This window comes from Mycobacterium montefiorense (assembly GCF_003112775.1).
In the GTDB taxonomy this organism is placed as follows: domain Bacteria; phylum Actinomycetota; class Actinomycetes; order Mycobacteriales; family Mycobacteriaceae; genus Mycobacterium; species Mycobacterium montefiorense.
The window spans coordinates 1-15,687 of record NZ_BFCH01000021.1 but is presented as its reverse complement, the minus strand read 5'-3'; the positions used below and the strand labels follow the sequence as shown (position 1 = coordinate 15,687).

The 15,687-nt window shown below is 66.1% G+C and carries 16 protein-coding genes; 10 read left to right on the top strand and 6 right to left on the bottom strand.

The genetic code is table 11. The features are described 5' to 3' along the window. Positions 1–53 precede the first annotated feature (53 nt). Positions 54–1,409: an MFS transporter gene (locus DB708_RS19770; protein ID WP_108924752.1), complete on the top strand. Its 1,356-nt coding sequence runs from the start codon at positions 54–56 to the stop codon at positions 1,407–1,409. Here the strand turns inward: DB708_RS19770 and DB708_RS19765 are convergent. The 4 genes from DB708_RS19765 to DB708_RS19750 all read right to left on the bottom strand — a co-directional run bounded on the left by DB708_RS19765 (position 1,406) and on the right by DB708_RS19750 (position 4,503). Beyond that, on the bottom strand, positions 1,406–2,200 hold the full coding sequence (locus tag DB708_RS19765; RefSeq protein WP_108924750.1) for an MmpS family transport accessory protein: 795 nt from the start codon (positions 2,198–2,200) through the stop codon (positions 1,406–1,408). The genes DB708_RS19770 and DB708_RS19765 overlap by 4 nt on opposite strands. A gap of 69 nt (positions 2,201–2,269) precedes the next feature. Then, a complete protein-coding gene (locus DB708_RS19760; protein ID WP_108924748.1) occupies positions 2,270–2,911 on the bottom strand; it encodes an SACE_7040 family transcriptional regulator in 642 nt (213 codons plus the stop codon). Between the two features lie 67 nt (positions 2,912–2,978). Further along, positions 2,979–3,470 (bottom strand): ester cyclase, encoded by a 492-nt coding sequence (locus DB708_RS19755; RefSeq protein ID WP_108924746.1) that lies wholly within the window; start codon positions 3,468–3,470, stop codon positions 2,979–2,981. A gap of 97 nt (positions 3,471–3,567) precedes the next feature. Next, positions 3,568–4,503 (bottom strand): alpha/beta hydrolase fold domain-containing protein, encoded by a 936-nt coding sequence (locus DB708_RS19750; RefSeq protein ID WP_108924744.1) that lies wholly within the window; start codon positions 4,501–4,503, stop codon positions 3,568–3,570. Between the two features lie 244 nt (positions 4,504–4,747). On the opposite strand from DB708_RS19750, the gene DB708_RS19745 reads away from it, so the two are divergent. The 8 genes from DB708_RS19745 (at position 4,748) to DB708_RS19710 (ending at position 13,468) form a co-directional block, all read left to right on the top strand. Then, complete coding sequence (locus tag DB708_RS19745) at positions 4,748–6,334, top strand: carboxyl transferase domain-containing protein (protein ID WP_108924742.1); 1,587 nt, start codon at positions 4,748–4,750, stop codon at positions 6,332–6,334. 5 nt (positions 6,335–6,339) lie between these two features. Further along, a complete protein-coding gene (locus DB708_RS19740) occupies positions 6,340–8,334 on the top strand; it encodes an acetyl-CoA carboxylase biotin carboxylase subunit (RefSeq protein ID WP_108924740.1) in 1,995 nt (664 codons plus the stop codon). 6 nt (positions 8,335–8,340) lie between these two features. Then, complete coding sequence (locus DB708_RS19735) at positions 8,341–9,507, top strand: acyl-CoA dehydrogenase family protein (protein WP_108924738.1); 1,167 nt, start codon at positions 8,341–8,343, stop codon at positions 9,505–9,507. Continuing rightward, on the top strand, positions 9,504–10,001 hold the full coding sequence (locus DB708_RS19730; RefSeq protein WP_108924736.1) for a MaoC family dehydratase: 498 nt from the start codon (positions 9,504–9,506) through the stop codon (positions 9,999–10,001). Before DB708_RS19735 ends, DB708_RS19730 begins: the two co-directional genes overlap by 4 nt. Beyond that, the gene (locus tag DB708_RS19725; RefSeq protein WP_108924734.1) at positions 9,998–10,813 is read left to right on the top strand and encodes an HpcH/HpaI aldolase/citrate lyase family protein; all 816 of its coding nucleotides are present in this window, start codon (positions 9,998–10,000) and stop codon (positions 10,811–10,813) included. Before DB708_RS19730 ends, DB708_RS19725 begins: the two co-directional genes overlap by 4 nt. Before the next feature lie 69 nt (positions 10,814–10,882). After that, entirely contained in the window at positions 10,883–11,716 is an 834-nt protein-coding gene (locus DB708_RS19720) for a mycofactocin-coupled SDR family oxidoreductase (RefSeq protein ID WP_108924732.1), read from the top strand. Between the two features lie 156 nt (positions 11,717–11,872). Continuing rightward, positions 11,873–12,298, top strand: coding sequence for a hypothetical protein (locus tag DB708_RS19715; protein ID WP_133251032.1), 426 nt, complete (start codon positions 11,873–11,875; stop codon positions 12,296–12,298). A 279-nt stretch (positions 12,299–12,577) separates the two neighbouring features. Then, complete coding sequence (locus DB708_RS19710; RefSeq protein ID WP_108924728.1) at positions 12,578–13,468, top strand: bile acid:sodium symporter family protein; 891 nt, start codon at positions 12,578–12,580, stop codon at positions 13,466–13,468. Positions 13,469–13,471: 3 nt separating this feature from the next. Here DB708_RS19710 and DB708_RS19705 read toward each other — a convergent pair whose 3' ends face one another. Continuing rightward, positions 13,472–14,242 (bottom strand): enoyl-CoA hydratase, encoded by a 771-nt coding sequence (locus DB708_RS19705; protein WP_108924726.1) that lies wholly within the window; start codon positions 14,240–14,242, stop codon positions 13,472–13,474. Between the two features lie 181 nt (positions 14,243–14,423). Here DB708_RS19705 and DB708_RS19700 point away from each other — a divergent pair, with 181 nt between their 5' ends. Next, positions 14,424–14,693 (top strand): YdeI/OmpD-associated family protein, encoded by a 270-nt coding sequence (locus DB708_RS19700; RefSeq protein WP_108924724.1) that lies wholly within the window; start codon positions 14,424–14,426, stop codon positions 14,691–14,693. Positions 14,694–14,739: 46 nt separating this feature from the next. Here the strand turns inward: DB708_RS19700 and DB708_RS19695 are convergent. Further along, positions 14,740–15,687: LmeA family phospholipid-binding protein (locus DB708_RS19695; protein ID WP_235616862.1), on the bottom strand; the 948-nt coding region annotated here is incomplete at its 5' end.

The following is a 15,687-nucleotide window of genomic DNA, read 5'->3' as shown; positions in this document are numbered from 1 at the left end:
CGCGGCGCAGCCGGGCGCGGCGGAGCGTCCGCTCAACAAATAGAGTGCCGAGCATGGGTCAGCCGGAACTGGGCGCGGGCACGATCGCGCGATCTCGGGTGGTCGCATGGGCACTGTGGGACTGCGGGTCAACGGGTCTGAACGCGATCGTGGCCACATTCGTGTTCTCCGTCTACCTGACCAGCAGTGTGGGAGTTGGCATACCCGGCAGCACCACACCGGAGAGTTGGCTGGGCCGCGCGGGTGCGCTCGCCGGGTTGACCGTCGCGCTGCTGGCACCGCTGGTCGGCGTGTGGGTGGAGTCACCGCATCGCCGACGATTGGCCCTGAGCGTGTTGACCGGCACGGCGGTGACGCTGACCTGCGCGATGTTCCTGATCCACGATCGGCCCGGCTACCTGTGGGCCGGGTTGGCACTGCTCGGCGCGACGGCCGCATGCGGTGACCTGGCCAGCGTCCCGTACAACGCGATGCTGCGTCAGCTCTCGACGCCGCAGACGGCCGGCCGGATTTCCGGCCTGGGCTGGGCGGCGGGTTACCTCGGCAGCGTCCTGCTGCTGTTGCTGATCTACACCGGCTTCATCGCCGGCTCTGGATCCGGGCCCGACGCGGTGCGTGGGCTGTTGCGAGTTCCCCTGGCCGACGGGCTCTATGTGCGGGAGGCGATGCTAGCCGCCGCGGCGTGGCTGGCGGTGCTCGCGCTGCCGTTGCTCTTGGTCGCTCACCGGCTGCCCGACACCGCGGAGGTGTACCACCCGACAACCATGCTTGGCGGCTATCGCAAGCTGTGGAACGAAATCTCCGCGGAATGGCGGCGCGACCGCAACCTGGTCTACTTCCTGGGCGCCAGTGCGCTCTTCCGCGACGGGCTGGCGGCGATATTCGCCTTCGGCGCCGTGCTGGGTGTCAACGTGTACGGCATCTCTCAGGCCAACGTGCTCATCTTCGGTGTGGCGGCCAGCGTGGTCGCCGCCGTGGGCGCGGTCGCGGGCGGCTTCGTCGACCACCGGATCGGATCCAAACCGGTCATCGTCGGGTCGCTGGTCGCGATCATCGCTACGACGCTCACCATGATGGTGCTCTCCGGGCCGATCGCCTTCTGGGCATGTGGACTGCTGCTGTGCCTGTTCATCGGGCCGTCGCAGTCCTCGGCGCGCGCCCTGTTGTTGCGGATGGCGCACAACGGCAGGGAAGGCGTCGCCTTCGGGCTGTACACGATGACAGGCCGGGCGGTCGCGTTCGTGGCGCCGTGGCTGTTCTCGGTGTTTGTTGACGCGTTCGGTGCCGTCCGCGCCGGGCTGGGCGGGATATCGGTGGTGCTGGTCGCCGGACTGCTCGCGATGCTGGTGGTTCGCGTCCCGGCACGGCATGCCGCCGCGGTCGAACCGTCGGTGGTCGAGCAGTCTTAACGCCCGCCGGCGTCGCAGACGGTGATGCCGGCCCCGGAGCGCTGGCGCATCGTTACCCCGTCCACGGTGACCGTGCAGGTGACGTTGTGGCCGATGTTGATGATCGTGACGCTGGCCGGATGGGCGGCCGACTGCGACAGGCTGACACGCTTGCTCCAGGGCAGCGCGACGTTGAATTCGGTCTGGATGACGTCGCCGGTATCCCAGTAGGTGATGCTGATCGCGCGACCCTCGCCGTTGACGTTGTAGAGGACGTTTTGCATCGCGCCCGGGGTAGCGCTGGGCCCGGCCGAGCTGCTGGGCGGCGGTACCGGCAGCAGGGTCCGTGGCGGCGCCGTCGTCCGCGTGGACGGGTGAGGTGTCGGGCTCTGCTCAGTCGATCCGGGCATGGCAGGCAGCGGCGGTACGGCGGTCTGCGTTTTGATCGCGCCGTTGGTGAGAATCAGCCCTATCAACAGCGCGACCACCAGCATCACCGCCGCGCCGGCGCCGATCAGCAACCATCGGGGCGATCTCGGACCGTCGGGCGGCGGGGGAGCATTGTCATCGGGTGGCAGCCCGCCCGGTGGCGGCTGGTCTTGCTGCCAGTACGCCGGTAGCCGCCTAGTGGGGTTGGTCTCGTTCAGGCCCGGCACCCATGGGGGTGCGTACCCGCCGTAGGCAGGCGCATAGGGCGCTTGGTCGGCGTAAGCCGGATCGGCGAGCGGCACGTTCCGCGGGCCAATCGGCCCGGTCTGTTCGGACCCCGCTTGAGGGGGACTAAACCGCTCGGGTCGACGTGGATCGTTCATGTCCACCTCACAGTTTGCAGGGTACCTAAGCCGAGCGGTTGGGCGTGGATTGTGTCGACGACGCCCGATTCAGCGAAGCCGGCCTCCGGCACCCAGAGCGGCGACGGTCATCGCCCGCATGACGGTGCGCGAGCGCGCCGCGCGGGCCGGCTTTTCGGCCGCCTTGATGCTGTGCGGTGTCGAGTTCAGCAAGCCGAACGCCGCGTGCGCGGCCAGCCGGGCGTCGGCTTCGGCCAGCGCCGGGGCCAGCTCGCGCAGCACGCCGACCCAGACCTCTACATATTGGCGTTGCGCTTTGCGCACCTGGCGCTCGGCGGAAACGGGCAGGTGCGCCAGGTCGCGGTCCTGGATGCGAATCAGGTCGGGCTCGCCGAACGCGAAGTCGAGGTGAAAATCGATCAGTCCGTCCAGCGCATCGGCAGCGTCAGTGCTGCCGGCGGTGACATCGCGGGCCCCGGCGAGCAGCCGGGCGCTGATCCCGACCAGCAACTCGACCAGCATCGACTCCTTGTTGGGGAAGTGGCGGTAGATGGCCGGGCCGCTGACCCCGGTGGCGGCTCCAATGTCTTCGAGTCGCACCGCGAGAAAGCCGCGCTCGGCGAAGAGCCGTTCGGCAGCGGCCAGGAGTTGCAATCGCCGGTCGGATTTCAACTGGCTACGGCGATTTGGCGTTTCGGATCGACCAGGCTGGTCCGGGGTGGACGCTGTCATGACGGTCCTTCGCCTACGTCCGAAAGTTTCGGTTAATCGTCACTAACATAGCATGAGTTATTCGCGATTAACTCAGCGCTCGCAGAAATCCGGACACCTCGCCGACGTCGGCGACCGGCAGGCTCGGGTCGATCAGGCCCAGCTGGCGCAGCACCGCGGCCTGGTCCCAGTAGAGCCGTTCGCTTTCCATCAGGTCACCGCGGAACTTCACGATGACGACGGCAGGTATTTCGACTGCCTTGCCGGTCGGCGCCAGTCCGGGCAACAGGAACGGCACCTCCCGGTCATGGGTCATCCGCATGATGAACTCGTCGACGACCAGACCGTCACCGACCGAGCGGGCGATCGGCTCGCTCGTGGTGTCGGCCGGGATTGCGGGAATGAATACGTCGGCGTAGTAGCGCCGCAGGTTCTCCTTACCGGAGCCGCCACTCATCGTCGGCAAATGCATGGCGCTCGCGTCGTCAACCATTGTGGAGACCGCGAGGTCGGCGTCTTTGGCCGCGAATTCGTAGGCCATGTGCTGTTCCCATACCTCGACCATCCGATCGCGATTCATGTGCTTTCCTTCCTGCGGGCTCAGCCGACGCTGGTAATTCGGTGCGCGTGGCTGCCAGGTTGGACGACGCGGTAGCGCGCCCCGCCCAGGCGGCGAGCTATGAGCCCAGCAGCTGGTGGTAGATCTGCGAGCGCACCGCGCGGGCCTCGGGCAACCATGAGGTCATGGCCCAGTCGTGCATTTCGCCATTGCGCAGGTCGAAGGTGAAGTCGGCGCCCGGAGTGGCCAGCGATTTCGCTTGCAGCGCAATCGCGTCGGGGCCCAGGACCTCCAAGGAACCGGCATAGACCGCGGTCGTGGGAAGCCCGCCCAACGAGCCGTACAGTGGGCTGAGCAGGGGATCTGCCAGATCCAGATCTGCTGCCCAGAGCGCGAAGTTCATTTTGAGCACCTCCACATTTAGGACGGGGTCGTTGACGAACCCGATGTCCGGGTTGCTCAACGTGGCATCGAGTAACGGTGACAGCAGCACCATCCGCGCGGGGATGGCCGCTTTGCGCCGCACCAATTCCTGCGCGGCGCAAAGCGCGATGCTGCCGCCGGCGGAGTCGCCGTAGATGCTGACATTGTCGGGGCCGTGTTCACCGATCATCCAGGTGATCAGGTCCGCCATCTGTGGTACGACGGTGCTCGCCGTGCCGTTGGGTGCGAGCGGGTAGACGGGTACGACGACGGTCGCCGCGGTCTGGCGAGCGATAGCCACATAGTCTCGCCAGTGCAAGACGGTGGCTTGGCACACAAAGGCGCCGCCGTGGATGGCCACCACGTGTTTGCCCGACGGCGAATCGGAGCGCAATGTGCACAGTTCCCAGCCATTGAACTCGCGGTATAGGACAGCCACGGCCCGGGTGGTGTGTCTCGGCGGGCGGCGGCTGGCCATCAACGCGTTGACGCTGGTGCCCAGGTCGACGCCGATCAGGCCGGTGATCGAGCGCAGCAGCCCGAACGTCGACGCACCGATCCGAGCCTGCACCGATGGTCGACCGGTAAATCCGGACCGTGCGCCGTTCGCATCGGCTGGCGTGTCGGGCATGACTTCCCCTGAGTTGATTGCGCTTTCTCGATGGCGATGATCAACGAGAAATGTAGGCAATTTGGGATGTCCCGGGAAAGCAAACACCTGTTGTCTTTGCCGCGAGTTTGTTCGCCCGGCGGTTGACTCGTCCCTGGACGCAGCAACGTCGCCGATGGTATTCTCTGTCCCAGTTAATGAGCATTAACTGAAGTGTTTAAATCCCCGACGACGAGGAGGCTGCCGCGCCGATGGACGAGCAGTCATGAGTGCGTCGGTGAAGGCTGCACCGTCGTTCGCCGAGGAGCACCGTCGGCTGGTCGACGAGTTGAACGCCAAGCTGGCCGCCGCGGCCCTGGGCGGCAATGAGCGGGCGCGGGAACGTCACGTCAGCCGCGGCAAGTTGTTGCCGCGCGAACGGGTGGACCGGTTACTCGATCCGGGCAGTCCGTTTTTGGAGCTCACCCCGCTGGCCGCAGACGGGATGTACGACGACGAATCGCCCGGCGCCGGGATCATCACCGGGATCGGGCGGGTGTCGGAGCGCGAGTGCGTAATCGTCGCCAACGACGCGACGGTCAAGGGCGGCACCTACTACCCGATAACGGTCAAGAAGCACCTGCGCGCGCAGGAAGTCGCGTTGCAGAATCGCCTGCCGTGCATTTATTTGGTCGACTCGGGCGGCGCCTTTTTGCCTCGCCAAGACGAGGTGTTCCCCGACCGCGAGCATTTCGGGCGAATCTTCTACAACCAGGCGACCATGAGCGCCAAGGAAATTCCTCAGGTGGCTGCGGTGCTCGGCTCGTGCACCGCGGGTGGCGCCTACGTGCCGGCGATGAGCGACGAAGCCGTCATCGTCCGTGAGCAGGGCACCATCTTCCTCGGTGGCCCGCCACTGGTCAAAGCCGCTACCGGAGAGATCGTTTCGGCCGAAGACCTCGGCGGCGGCGACCTGCATTCGCGGGTTTCCGGGGTCACCGACCATCTCGCTGACGACGACGAGCATGCATTGCGCATCGTGCGGGCGATCGCGGCGACGTTCGGTCCGCGCGAGCCCAGTCCGTGGGAAGTGCGGACCCCGGTCGAGCCCAAGCATGCGCAGACCGAGCTCTACAACGTCGTCCCACCGGACCCTCGGGTGCCCTACGACGTGCACGAGGTCATCGTGCGGCTGGTCGACGGCAGCGAATTCAGCGAATTTAAAGCCAAATACGGCAAGACGCTGGTGACCGGGTTTGCGCGCATCCACGGCCACCCTGTCGGGATCATTGCCAACAATGGTGTGCTGTTCAGCGAATCCGCGCTCAAGGGAGCGCATTTCATCGAGCTGTGCGACAAGCGCAAGATCCCGCTGCTATTCCTGCAGAACATCGCCGGCTTCATGGTCGGCCGCGACTACGAGGCTGGCGGCATCGCCAAGCACGGCGCCAAGATGGTCACCGCAGTGGCGTGTGCCCGGGTGCCGAAGCTGACCGTCGTGATCGGCGGATCCTATGGCGCGGGCAACTATTCGATGTGCGGCCGGGCCTACTCGCCACGCTTTCTGTGGATGTGGCCCAACGCCCGCATCTCGGTCATGGGTGGCGAGCAGGCGGCGTCCGTGCTGGCCACGGTGCGTGGCGAGCAGCTCAGCGCGGCGGGCAAACCTTGGTCGGCAGACGAAGAAGACGCATTCAAGGCGCCGATCCGCGCTCAGTACGAGGACCAGGGCAACCCGTACTATTCGACGGCCCGGCTCTGGGACGATGGCATCATCGACCCAGCCGACACGAGAACATATGTCGGACTTGCTCTTTCGGTGTGCGCCCAGGCGCCCCTGGAGCCGGTCTCCTACGGCGTCTTCCGGATGTGAGTGCAATGTTCGAGACCGTGTTAGTGGCCAACCGCGGCGAGATCGCGGTCCGGGTGATCCGGACCTTACGCCGGCTGGGAATCCGATCCGTGGCCGTCTACAGCGATCCCGATGCCGACGCGCGACACGTGCAGGAAGCCGACACCGCGGTGCGACTCGGACCGGCTCCCGCGCGCGAGAGCTACCTCAACATAGAAAAGGTGCTCGACGCCGCGGCGCGAACGGGGGCACAGGCAATTCACCCGGGCTACGGGTTCCTCTCCGAGAACGCACATTTCGCTGCCGCGTGTGAGCGCGCCGGGGTGGTGTTCCTGGGGCCGCCGGCCCGCGCGATCGAGGTGATGGGCGACAAGATCACCGCCAAGAACGCCGTCGCGGCCTTCGATGTGCCGGTGGTGCCCGGTGTGGCGAAACCGGGTCTGACGGATGACGCGCTTGTCGCCGCGGCTGCCGAGGTCGGCTATCCGGTGCTGATCAAGCCATCGGCCGGCGGCGGCGGTAAGGGCATGCGGCTGGTGGAAGATCCCGCCCGGCTGCCCGAAGCGCTGGTCGGTGCGCGGCGAGAGGCTGCGTCCTCGTTCGGCGACGATACCTTGTTTCTCGAGCGATTCGTGTTGCGGCCCAGGCATATCGAGGTGCAGGTGCTGGCCGACGCCCACGGCAACGTGGTGCATCTCGGCGAGCGTGAGTGCAGCCTGCAGCGGCGCCACCAGAAGGTCATCGAGGAAGCGCCCTCGCCGTTGCTGGACACCCAGACGCGGGCGCGGATCGGGACCGCGGCGTGCAACACCGCCCGCAGCGTGGACTACGTCGGCGCCGGCACGGTGGAGTTCATCGTCTCCGCCGAGCGCCCCGACGAGTTCTTCTTCATGGAGATGAACACCCGCCTGCAGGTGGAACACCCGGTCACCGAGGCGATCACCGGCCTGGACCTCGTCGAGTGGCAGCTACGCGTGGGCGCCGGCGAGAAGCTCGCATTCGCTCAAGACGACATCGAGCTGCGCGGGCACGCGATCGAGGCCCGGGTGTACGCGGAGGATCCGGGGCGGGGATTTCTGCCCACCGGCGGCCGGGTGCTCGACGTCTTCGAACCGTCGGGTCCCGGTGTGCGAGTGGACTCGTCGCTGCTGGCGGGCACTGTGGTGGGAAGCGACTACGACCCGATGCTGAGCAAGGTGATCGGCCACGGCGCCGATCGCGACGAGGCGCTCGCCGAACTCGACCGCGCGCTGGCGCAAACGACGATCCTGGGCGTGCAGACCAACATCGAGTTCCTGCGGTTTCTGCTCGCCGACGAACGAGTTCGGGCCGGCGACCTGGACACCGCACTGCTCGAGGAGCGACTGCCTGACTTCGCGCCACTGCCCGCACCCGACGACGTGCTGGCCGCGGGCGGTCTGTACCGCCAGTGGGCTCTGTCTCTCAGGGCCCGTCGCGCCTCGGGCGACGTGTGGTCGCAGCCCTCGGGCTGGCGGGTCGGTGGTAAACCCGCGCCGGTGCGCACCGCGATGCGCACGCCGCTGTGCACCGAGACGGTCTCGGTGTCCGGCTTGCCGACGGCCGCCACGGTGCAAGTCGGTGACGGCGAAACACATTCGGGGAGTGTAGAAGTTGAGCGACGCAACATGAACGTGACGCTGGACGGGCTGCGCCGCGAATACCGCTGGGCGGAAGCTGACCGCCACCTGTGGATCGCCGACGAGCGGGGAGCCTGGCATCTGCGCGAGGCCGAAGAGACCAAGATTCACCGCGCCGCCGACGACCGGCAGGCCGAGGTTCTCAGCCCGATGCCGGGCAGTGTGATCGCCGTACAAGTCGACTCCGGCACCGAGGTGTCCGAGGGCGACGTGGTCGTGGTCGTCGAGGCGATGAAGATGGAACACTCACTGGCTGCGCCGGTTTCGGGACGGGTGGAACTACTGGTGTCGGTTGGCGATCAGGTGACGGTTGACCAGGTGCTGGCCCGCCTGATCCAGAATGAAGACGAAGGCAAGGAATAAAGGATCATGACGACAACGATTACCGCGGGGACCTTACCCAAGGAATACGAAGACCTTCGCGACACCGTCGCCGATTTCGCGCGCACCGTGGTCGCACCGGTGTCGGCCAAACACGATGAGGAGCACAGCTTCCCGTACGAAGTTGTCGCCAAGATGGGCGAGATGGGGCTGTTCGGCCTACCGTTCCCCGAGGAGTACGGCGGCATGGGCGGCGATTACTTCGCGCTGGCGCTGGCCCTCGAGGAACTCGGCAAGGTCGACCAGTCGGTGGCGATCACGCTGGAGGCCGGGGTAGGTCTGGGTGCGATGCCGATCTACCGGTTCGGCACCGATGAGCAGAAGCAGAAGTGGCTGCCCGACCTCGTCGCCGGACGTGCGCTGGCCGGGTTCGGGCTGACCGAACCCGGCGCCGGTTCCGACGCCGGGGGCACTCGCACCACCGCCCGGCTGGAAAGCGGTGAATGGGTGATCAACGGCGCCAAGCAATTCATCACGAACTCCGGAACCGACATCACTTCGTTGGTCACCGTCACCGCCGTCACCGGGACTGTCGGCGACAGCAAGAAAGAGATTTCGACGATCATCGTGCCCAACGGCACAACGGGATTCACCGTCCAGCCGGCGTATAACAAGGTCGGCTGGAATGCCTCGGACACCCACCCGCTTGCCTTCGCCGACGCCCGCGTGCCCGAGGAGAATCTGCTGGGGGCCCGCGGAACCGGCTACGCGAACTTCCTGTCGATCCTGGACGAAGGTCGCATCGCGATCGCCGCGCTGGCCACCGGGGTGGCGCAGGGATGCGTCGACGAGAGTGTCAAGTACGCCAAGGAGCGTGAATCGTTCGGCAAGCCGATCGGTTCCTACCAGGCGATCAGCTTCAAGATCGCGCGGATGGAGGCGCGGGCACACGTCGCGCGTACGGCATATTACGATGCGGCGGCAAAGATGTTGGCGGGCAGGCCTTTCAAAAAGGATGCGGCGATCGCGAAGATGATCTCCTCGGAGGCCGCGATGGACAACGCCCGCGACGCCACCCAGATCCACGGCGGATACGGCTTCATGAACGAGTACCCGGTGGCACGTCACTACCGCGACAGCAAGATCCTCGAGATCGGCGAAGGGACTACTGAAGTGCAGCTCATGCTCATCGCGCGATCACTGGGACTGTCGTGAGCGACCGCAAATCGGTTGTGCAGCGTGGCTTGTGGTTCGAGGAGTTCGAGATCGACACCACTTACCTGCACCGGCCCGGCCGCACCGTCACCGAGGCCGACAACGTGCTGTTCACCACGCTGACCATGAACACGCAGTCGCTGCACCTCGACGCGGCGTGGGCCGCCGAACAGCCGGGCTTTGGCGGTCAGCGGCTGGTGAATTCGATGTTCACCCTCTCGACGCTGGTCGGATTGTCGGTGACCCAGCTGACGCTTGGCACCATCGTGGCCAACCTCGGTTTCTCCGAGGTGTCGTTCCCCAAGCCGGTGTTCCACGGCGACACGCTGTACGCGGAGACCGTGTGCACCGGCAAGCGCGAGTCGAAGAGCCGGCCCGGCGAAGGCATCGTCACCCTCGAGCACACCGGGCGTAACCAGCACGGCGATATCGTTGCGCGCGCGGTCCGCACCACCCTGGTGCGCAAGCGCCCGAGCAACCAGGAGGCCGAGTGAATCTGCAAGCAGCCGGCCCCGGGTGGCTGTTCTGCCCGGCCGACCGGCCCGAGCGTTTCGCGAAGGCTGCTGCCGCCGCCGACGTGGTGATCCTCGACCTCGAGGACGGCGTGGCGGAGGCGGACAAGCCCGCTGCCCGCAAGGCGTTGCAGGACACCCCGCTGGACCCTGAGCGCACCGTGGTGCGGATCAACGCGGCCGACACCGAGGAATATCCCCGCGACCTCGAGGCGCTGGCGGGCACGGCTTATACGACGGTGATGCTGTCCAAGACCGAATCGGCGGCGCAGGTGACCCAGCTGGCGCCGCGCGATGTGATCGCGCTGCTGGAGACGCCGCGCGGTGCGGTGTTCGCGACCGAAATCGCCGCGGCGCGGGGCACGGTGGCGTTGATGTGGGGAGCCGAGGACCTTGTCGCCGCGCTCGGCGGCAGCTCCAGCCGTAAGGCCGACGGCACTTACCGGGACGTCGCCCATCATGTGCGTTCGACGGCCCTGCTCACGGCGAACGCCTTCGGCCTGGTCGCGCTCGACGCGGTACATCTGGACATCCCGGACCTCGACGGTCTACGGGCCGAGGCCGAAGACGCGGTGGCCCTGGGCTTCGTCGGCACGGTCTGCATCCATCCGACTCAGGTTCCGGTGGTGCGCAAGGCTTTTCGTCCTTCTGAGGACAAGCTGGACTGGGCGCGACGGGTATTGGCGGCGGCGCGCGGCGAGCGTGGGGTGTTCAAGTTCGAAGGGCAGATGGTCGACTCGCCGGTGCTCAAGCACGCGGCGGCGCTGGTGCGGCGAGCTGAAGGTTCCGTCTAGCGATCCGTGCGATGCCAGACAACAACAGTTGTCGCCGCTAGGCTTGGTCGCGGGCGGATACTCGGAATCATGGCAATGCAGTTTGACGGCAAGGTCGCATTCATCACCGGGGCCGCACGTGGGCAGGGCCGTTCGCACGCGGTTCGGTTCGCCGAAGAGGGTGCGGACATCATCGCGCTGGATCTGTGCGATCAGATCGACAGCGTCGCTTACCCGATGGCCACACCCGAGGACCTCGACGAGACCGTCAACCTGGTCGAGAAGGCCGGCGGCCGGATAGTCGCGGAACGCGGAGACGTCCGGGACTTCGACCGGCTCAAGGCCGTCGTTGCAGCGGGTGTCGCGGAGCTGGGCAGGGTCGACTTCGTATTGGCCAATGCCGGGATATTGCCGGCTTTCGGCGAGGTGGCCAATGAGATGGGGGCGTTCGCCGACGCGGTCGACACTTTGCTCAACGGGGTTTACTACACGGTTGAGGCCGCATTGCCCGCGCTGCTGGAACACGGCGAGGGTGGTGCCATCGTTATCACCAGCTCGGCGGCCGGCTTGAGCAGTGTGTGCCCGACATTCAGCGTGCGAAACCACGGGTTTGCCGGCTATCACGCCGCTAAACACGGCGTCGTTGGTTTAATGCGATATTTCGCGTCCACGCTGGCCGAGAAGAATATTCGGGTCAACACCGTGCATCCCTGTGGGGTGGCCACACCGATGGTTCTCAATGAGCTGGTCGCGCAACGCATGGCCGAACACCCCGAGGGCAACAGCGCATTGGAGAACTTGCTGCCGGTCTCGTTGGTCGAATCCAGCGACGTGACCGAAGCGATGGTTTATCTGTGCGGGCAGTCCGGCCGCTACGTCACCGGTATCTCACTTCCCGTAGATGCGGGCAACACCGCTAAATAGCCTCGCGGTACTGCGTTACCCGACATTTCGGGTCTTAACGAGATCGCAAAAGAGCGGAAACATTTGCGAGCGCCCGGCGGGCAAAACTGTCGTAATCTTTGACCAGCTATAACAGTTGCTCGCTGCACTGGCTAGCTCCACGGAAGGAACGAGATCATGACCATCGCGCGGGGCTTCGCCGCAACCGTTATCTGTGCGGGATTAGCTGTCGGGTCGGCTGGCACGGCATGGGCCGATACACCGACGATGAGTGGCAGCTACACCGAGACCGTGACGACGCCGGGCGGCCACTCCATCGACAACAGCTGGGCCGTCAACTCCTGCGGCAATGGCTGCCTCTGGATCAAGGCCGGGTTGGGTGCTAGCCAAGCCCGGTTGGTCGATGGTCAATGGGTCATGGACACCATGAGTAACGTCAGTTGCGCGGACGGCGGTTACACGCTCTACGGTACGAGCACTCACACCACGTGGGATCCCAACACCCTTGCCGGCACGTCCGCGCACACCTACATCACGGGCGCCTGCGGCAACCCGCCGGGATTCACCCAAGTCGACCAGATTCAGATCAAATCGGCGTCCTGACGCATACTGCCTTCAAAGCCCCTGAAACCCCTGGGATTCAGGGGCTTTGAGCTTTTCTACCGCCCTGTCTTGATGATCTGCCCAGCGATTCGCTCACGGTGATCAAAGGCGACCCATCGCGATTCCGACGCCGCCGTCGCTGGACGGGGGCGAGCGAAGCGGTGACTTGCTTGCGCGCAGCTGGTGACGCGCCGGGCAGACGGCTGCGGTATAAGGCAAGCTAACCAATCGCGTCCGTTTCATTCCTGCGGCGGCCGCGAAACGACACCGTGGAGCGTTATGGGCAACCAGTACTTCCCGTTGGTCGCCGCTGTGGTCATGCTCGCTCTCGGTCTGACACTGACCGTGGCCGACTTCAAGCGAGCTGCCACCCTGCGTCGACCGCTGACGGTTGCGCTGATCTGCCAGTCGTTGGTCCTGCCGGCGCTGTGTCTGCTGATCGCCGAGGCCTTTCACCTCGAGCCGCACCTGGCGGTCGGCCTGATGCTGATGGCCGCCACCCCGGGCGGGACGATGGCGAACATCCTCAGCCACCTGTTCAACGGGGATCTGGCGCTCAACCTCACTCTTGCCGCGATCAACGCCGCGCTGTCGGTCGTCGCCCTACCGGCGATCCTGGCGGGGGCAATGACCTGGTTTCTCGGCAAAGGGCGATTCATCCCGCTGCAACTGGACAAGTTCCTTATGGTTTTCGCCCTGGTGCTGATCCCCACCGCGATCGGCATCGCGGTACGCCACCGGTTCCCCGAGCTAGCCCGGCGACTGCAACGGCCCGTCAAGATACTGGCGGCCGCGCTGCTGATCCTCGCCGTCGTCGCCGCCATCGCCGGGGGACGAATGACGCTGTGGCACAACTTCGGTGTGCTGAGCGGGGCGATCGTCTCCTTTTGCGCCGTCAGCCTGACGGTCGGCTACCTGGTGCCACGCGTGATGCGCCTGGGTCCACCACAGGCGATTGCCGTCAGCCTGGAAGTGGGCCTGCACAACACCGTGGTGGCGCTAAGCGTGGCGCTGAGCCCACAACTGCTCAATAGCGTCGAAATGGCAACCCCCGCAGCGATTTACGGCGCTCTCGCTCCGCTGATTGCCGTGACTTTCATCGTTGCGGTCCGCCGCCTGGACCCCGGGTTTCGGGTGAGGGCTCAGCCCGAGACGATCGCGAATAGTTAGGCCCTACTTGCGCCGGGCGGCGGCCAGCCGGTCGGCGAATTCCGGTGATTGGATCGAGGACACCTGCGGCCCTAGCTCGATGCGCATCGCGAATTCGTGGTGCTCGTTGTCGAGGGCCCCCGGGCTGGCCGTCGCGCGCATGCTGGCCTTGGTGGCCAGCACCACCTCGCGCGGAGCCGATGCGGGTCCGGCAGCGAGCTCCAATGCCGCGGCGACGGGATCGTCGGCAACGCTGAGCGCCAACCCGTGCCGCACCGCGGATTGGGCGTCGAAGCGCATGCCGAACAGCAGGGCCGCGCGAGCGATTTGCGGACCCACCGCCCGCTGCAGCATCCAGGTCGCGCCGCCGCCGGGGTGCAGCCCCAGCTTCTGGAAACGAGGGTCGAACAGTGCGCCGGGTCCGGCGATGCGCACGTCAGCGGCCAGCGCCAAGTTCAGCCCCGCGCCGACCGCCGCGCCGTTGACGGCGGCGATGGTGGGCAGGGTGCAACTCCCCACGGCCATGAAGCCGTCGTAGAGCTGTTGCAGTCCCGACTCTGCTGCTCCGGCACCCGCAGCGCCCAGGGCACTCAGGTCAGCGCCGGCGCAGAACGCCTTGCCCGCCCCGGTGACCACGACGGCGTGCACGCCGGGATCGGCTTCGGCCCGCTCGACGGCGGCGCGCAGCTGTGCCGAGCTCTCGCCCGTCAGTGCGTTGCGCCGGTCGGGGTCGTTGACGGTGATGAGCGCGACGCGTTTGTCCACGCTGAACAGGACGAAATCGGACTGGGCCATTGGGCACCTCCGCGGTCGGCGACGTCATCGGGCGAGGTCAAGGGTACTTGGGGGCCGCGCTCCAAGAATTCGTAGAGACCTGTTGCTGGCACATGGTGAAGTGCGACCGGATGACGAAGGGCAACCACGGCCTGGTGTGGCAGTACACGCTGGGGTGGTAATCGGTGGCTAATCTGACCGGGTGAGCGGCAACCAAGTAGCCGGCGGGGTAGTGCACAAGCTGCCCGCGGACCTGCGTGAGGCACTGATTGGCAATTCGACCGCACTGGCCGCATGGCAGGACATCACGCCGCTGGCGCGCAACGAGTTCATCTGCTGGGTGGAGGACGCCAAGCAACAGGCAACGCGACAACGCCGCATTCGCCGGACCCAAGAAGAGCTAGAAGAAGGGCAGCGCCGGCCATGCTGCTGGCCGGGGTGCAAGCATCGCGAACGCACGGGCCGCCCGTAAGTAGGAAAGATACTGTCCGACAACGGTTTACAGGAAGTCGGTGTGGTCAGTAGTTGACGAAGCAGGCGTCCTTGCCGCCGCCGGCCGGGATGGTGGCGTTGCTGGCAGAGAACGTCGCCTCGATACCGCTATCGGTGACCTTGACGCTGTCGGCGTGGATACCCAGCGGATAGTCCTTGGTCGCCTTCGAGGTGAGGTCGTCCAGGTGGGTTTGCACGCTGTCCGTCGACATATCCGAGCCCAGCGCGCTCAAGCTGACCACTTGCAACGAGACCCCGTTGTTCACGATCTGCGGCTTCAGGGTGGCACTGTCTAGCAGGCCCTTCAGCGAAACGGTGCCGTCGCTGGGGTTGGTGGTCACCTCGCCGGTGACCAGACTGCCGATCATCGGGATGGCGTCCTGGATCGACTGCTTGATGCCGTCTTTCGACCAGGTGATGGTGCCTTTCACCGACTCGATGGTGCCCGCGGAGTTGTTGGCGTTGTTCAACCGCATATTGCGGATGTCGATGCTGATTTTCATGCCCTTGGCGTCGCGGACCTGGTTGCCCCCGGTCTCGACGGCGATGTCGGGGTAATGCTTGGTGATGAACTGCCACAGCACCGGCGGCGCCGTGGCGAAGGAGGCGGTCGCGCTGTCCTGAACCTCGCACTGCACCGCGTTCGACACCCTGCTGCGCGCCTGGTTGCGGGCATAGAACTCGCCGCCGACCAAAGCGGCGACCACGACGGCCAGCACGATGCCGAGGATCAAGGCGATGGACCGCTTCTTGCCGAAAAAGCCTCGCTTCTTGGTGGTCGGCGGTGTGTCGTTCGACGGTGACGACGTGGACAGCTGGGTGGTGGGCCACTCCTGCTGAGGTTGGCTGGGCTGCGGCGGTGGGGGGCCGGGCTGATGCGCCTGGACGTTCGGCCGCGGTTGCGGTGGCCGACCCGGCGGGGGCGGCGGCTGTTGGGGTGGCCGTCCCGGTGGTTGCGGTGGCCGGCCTTGCGG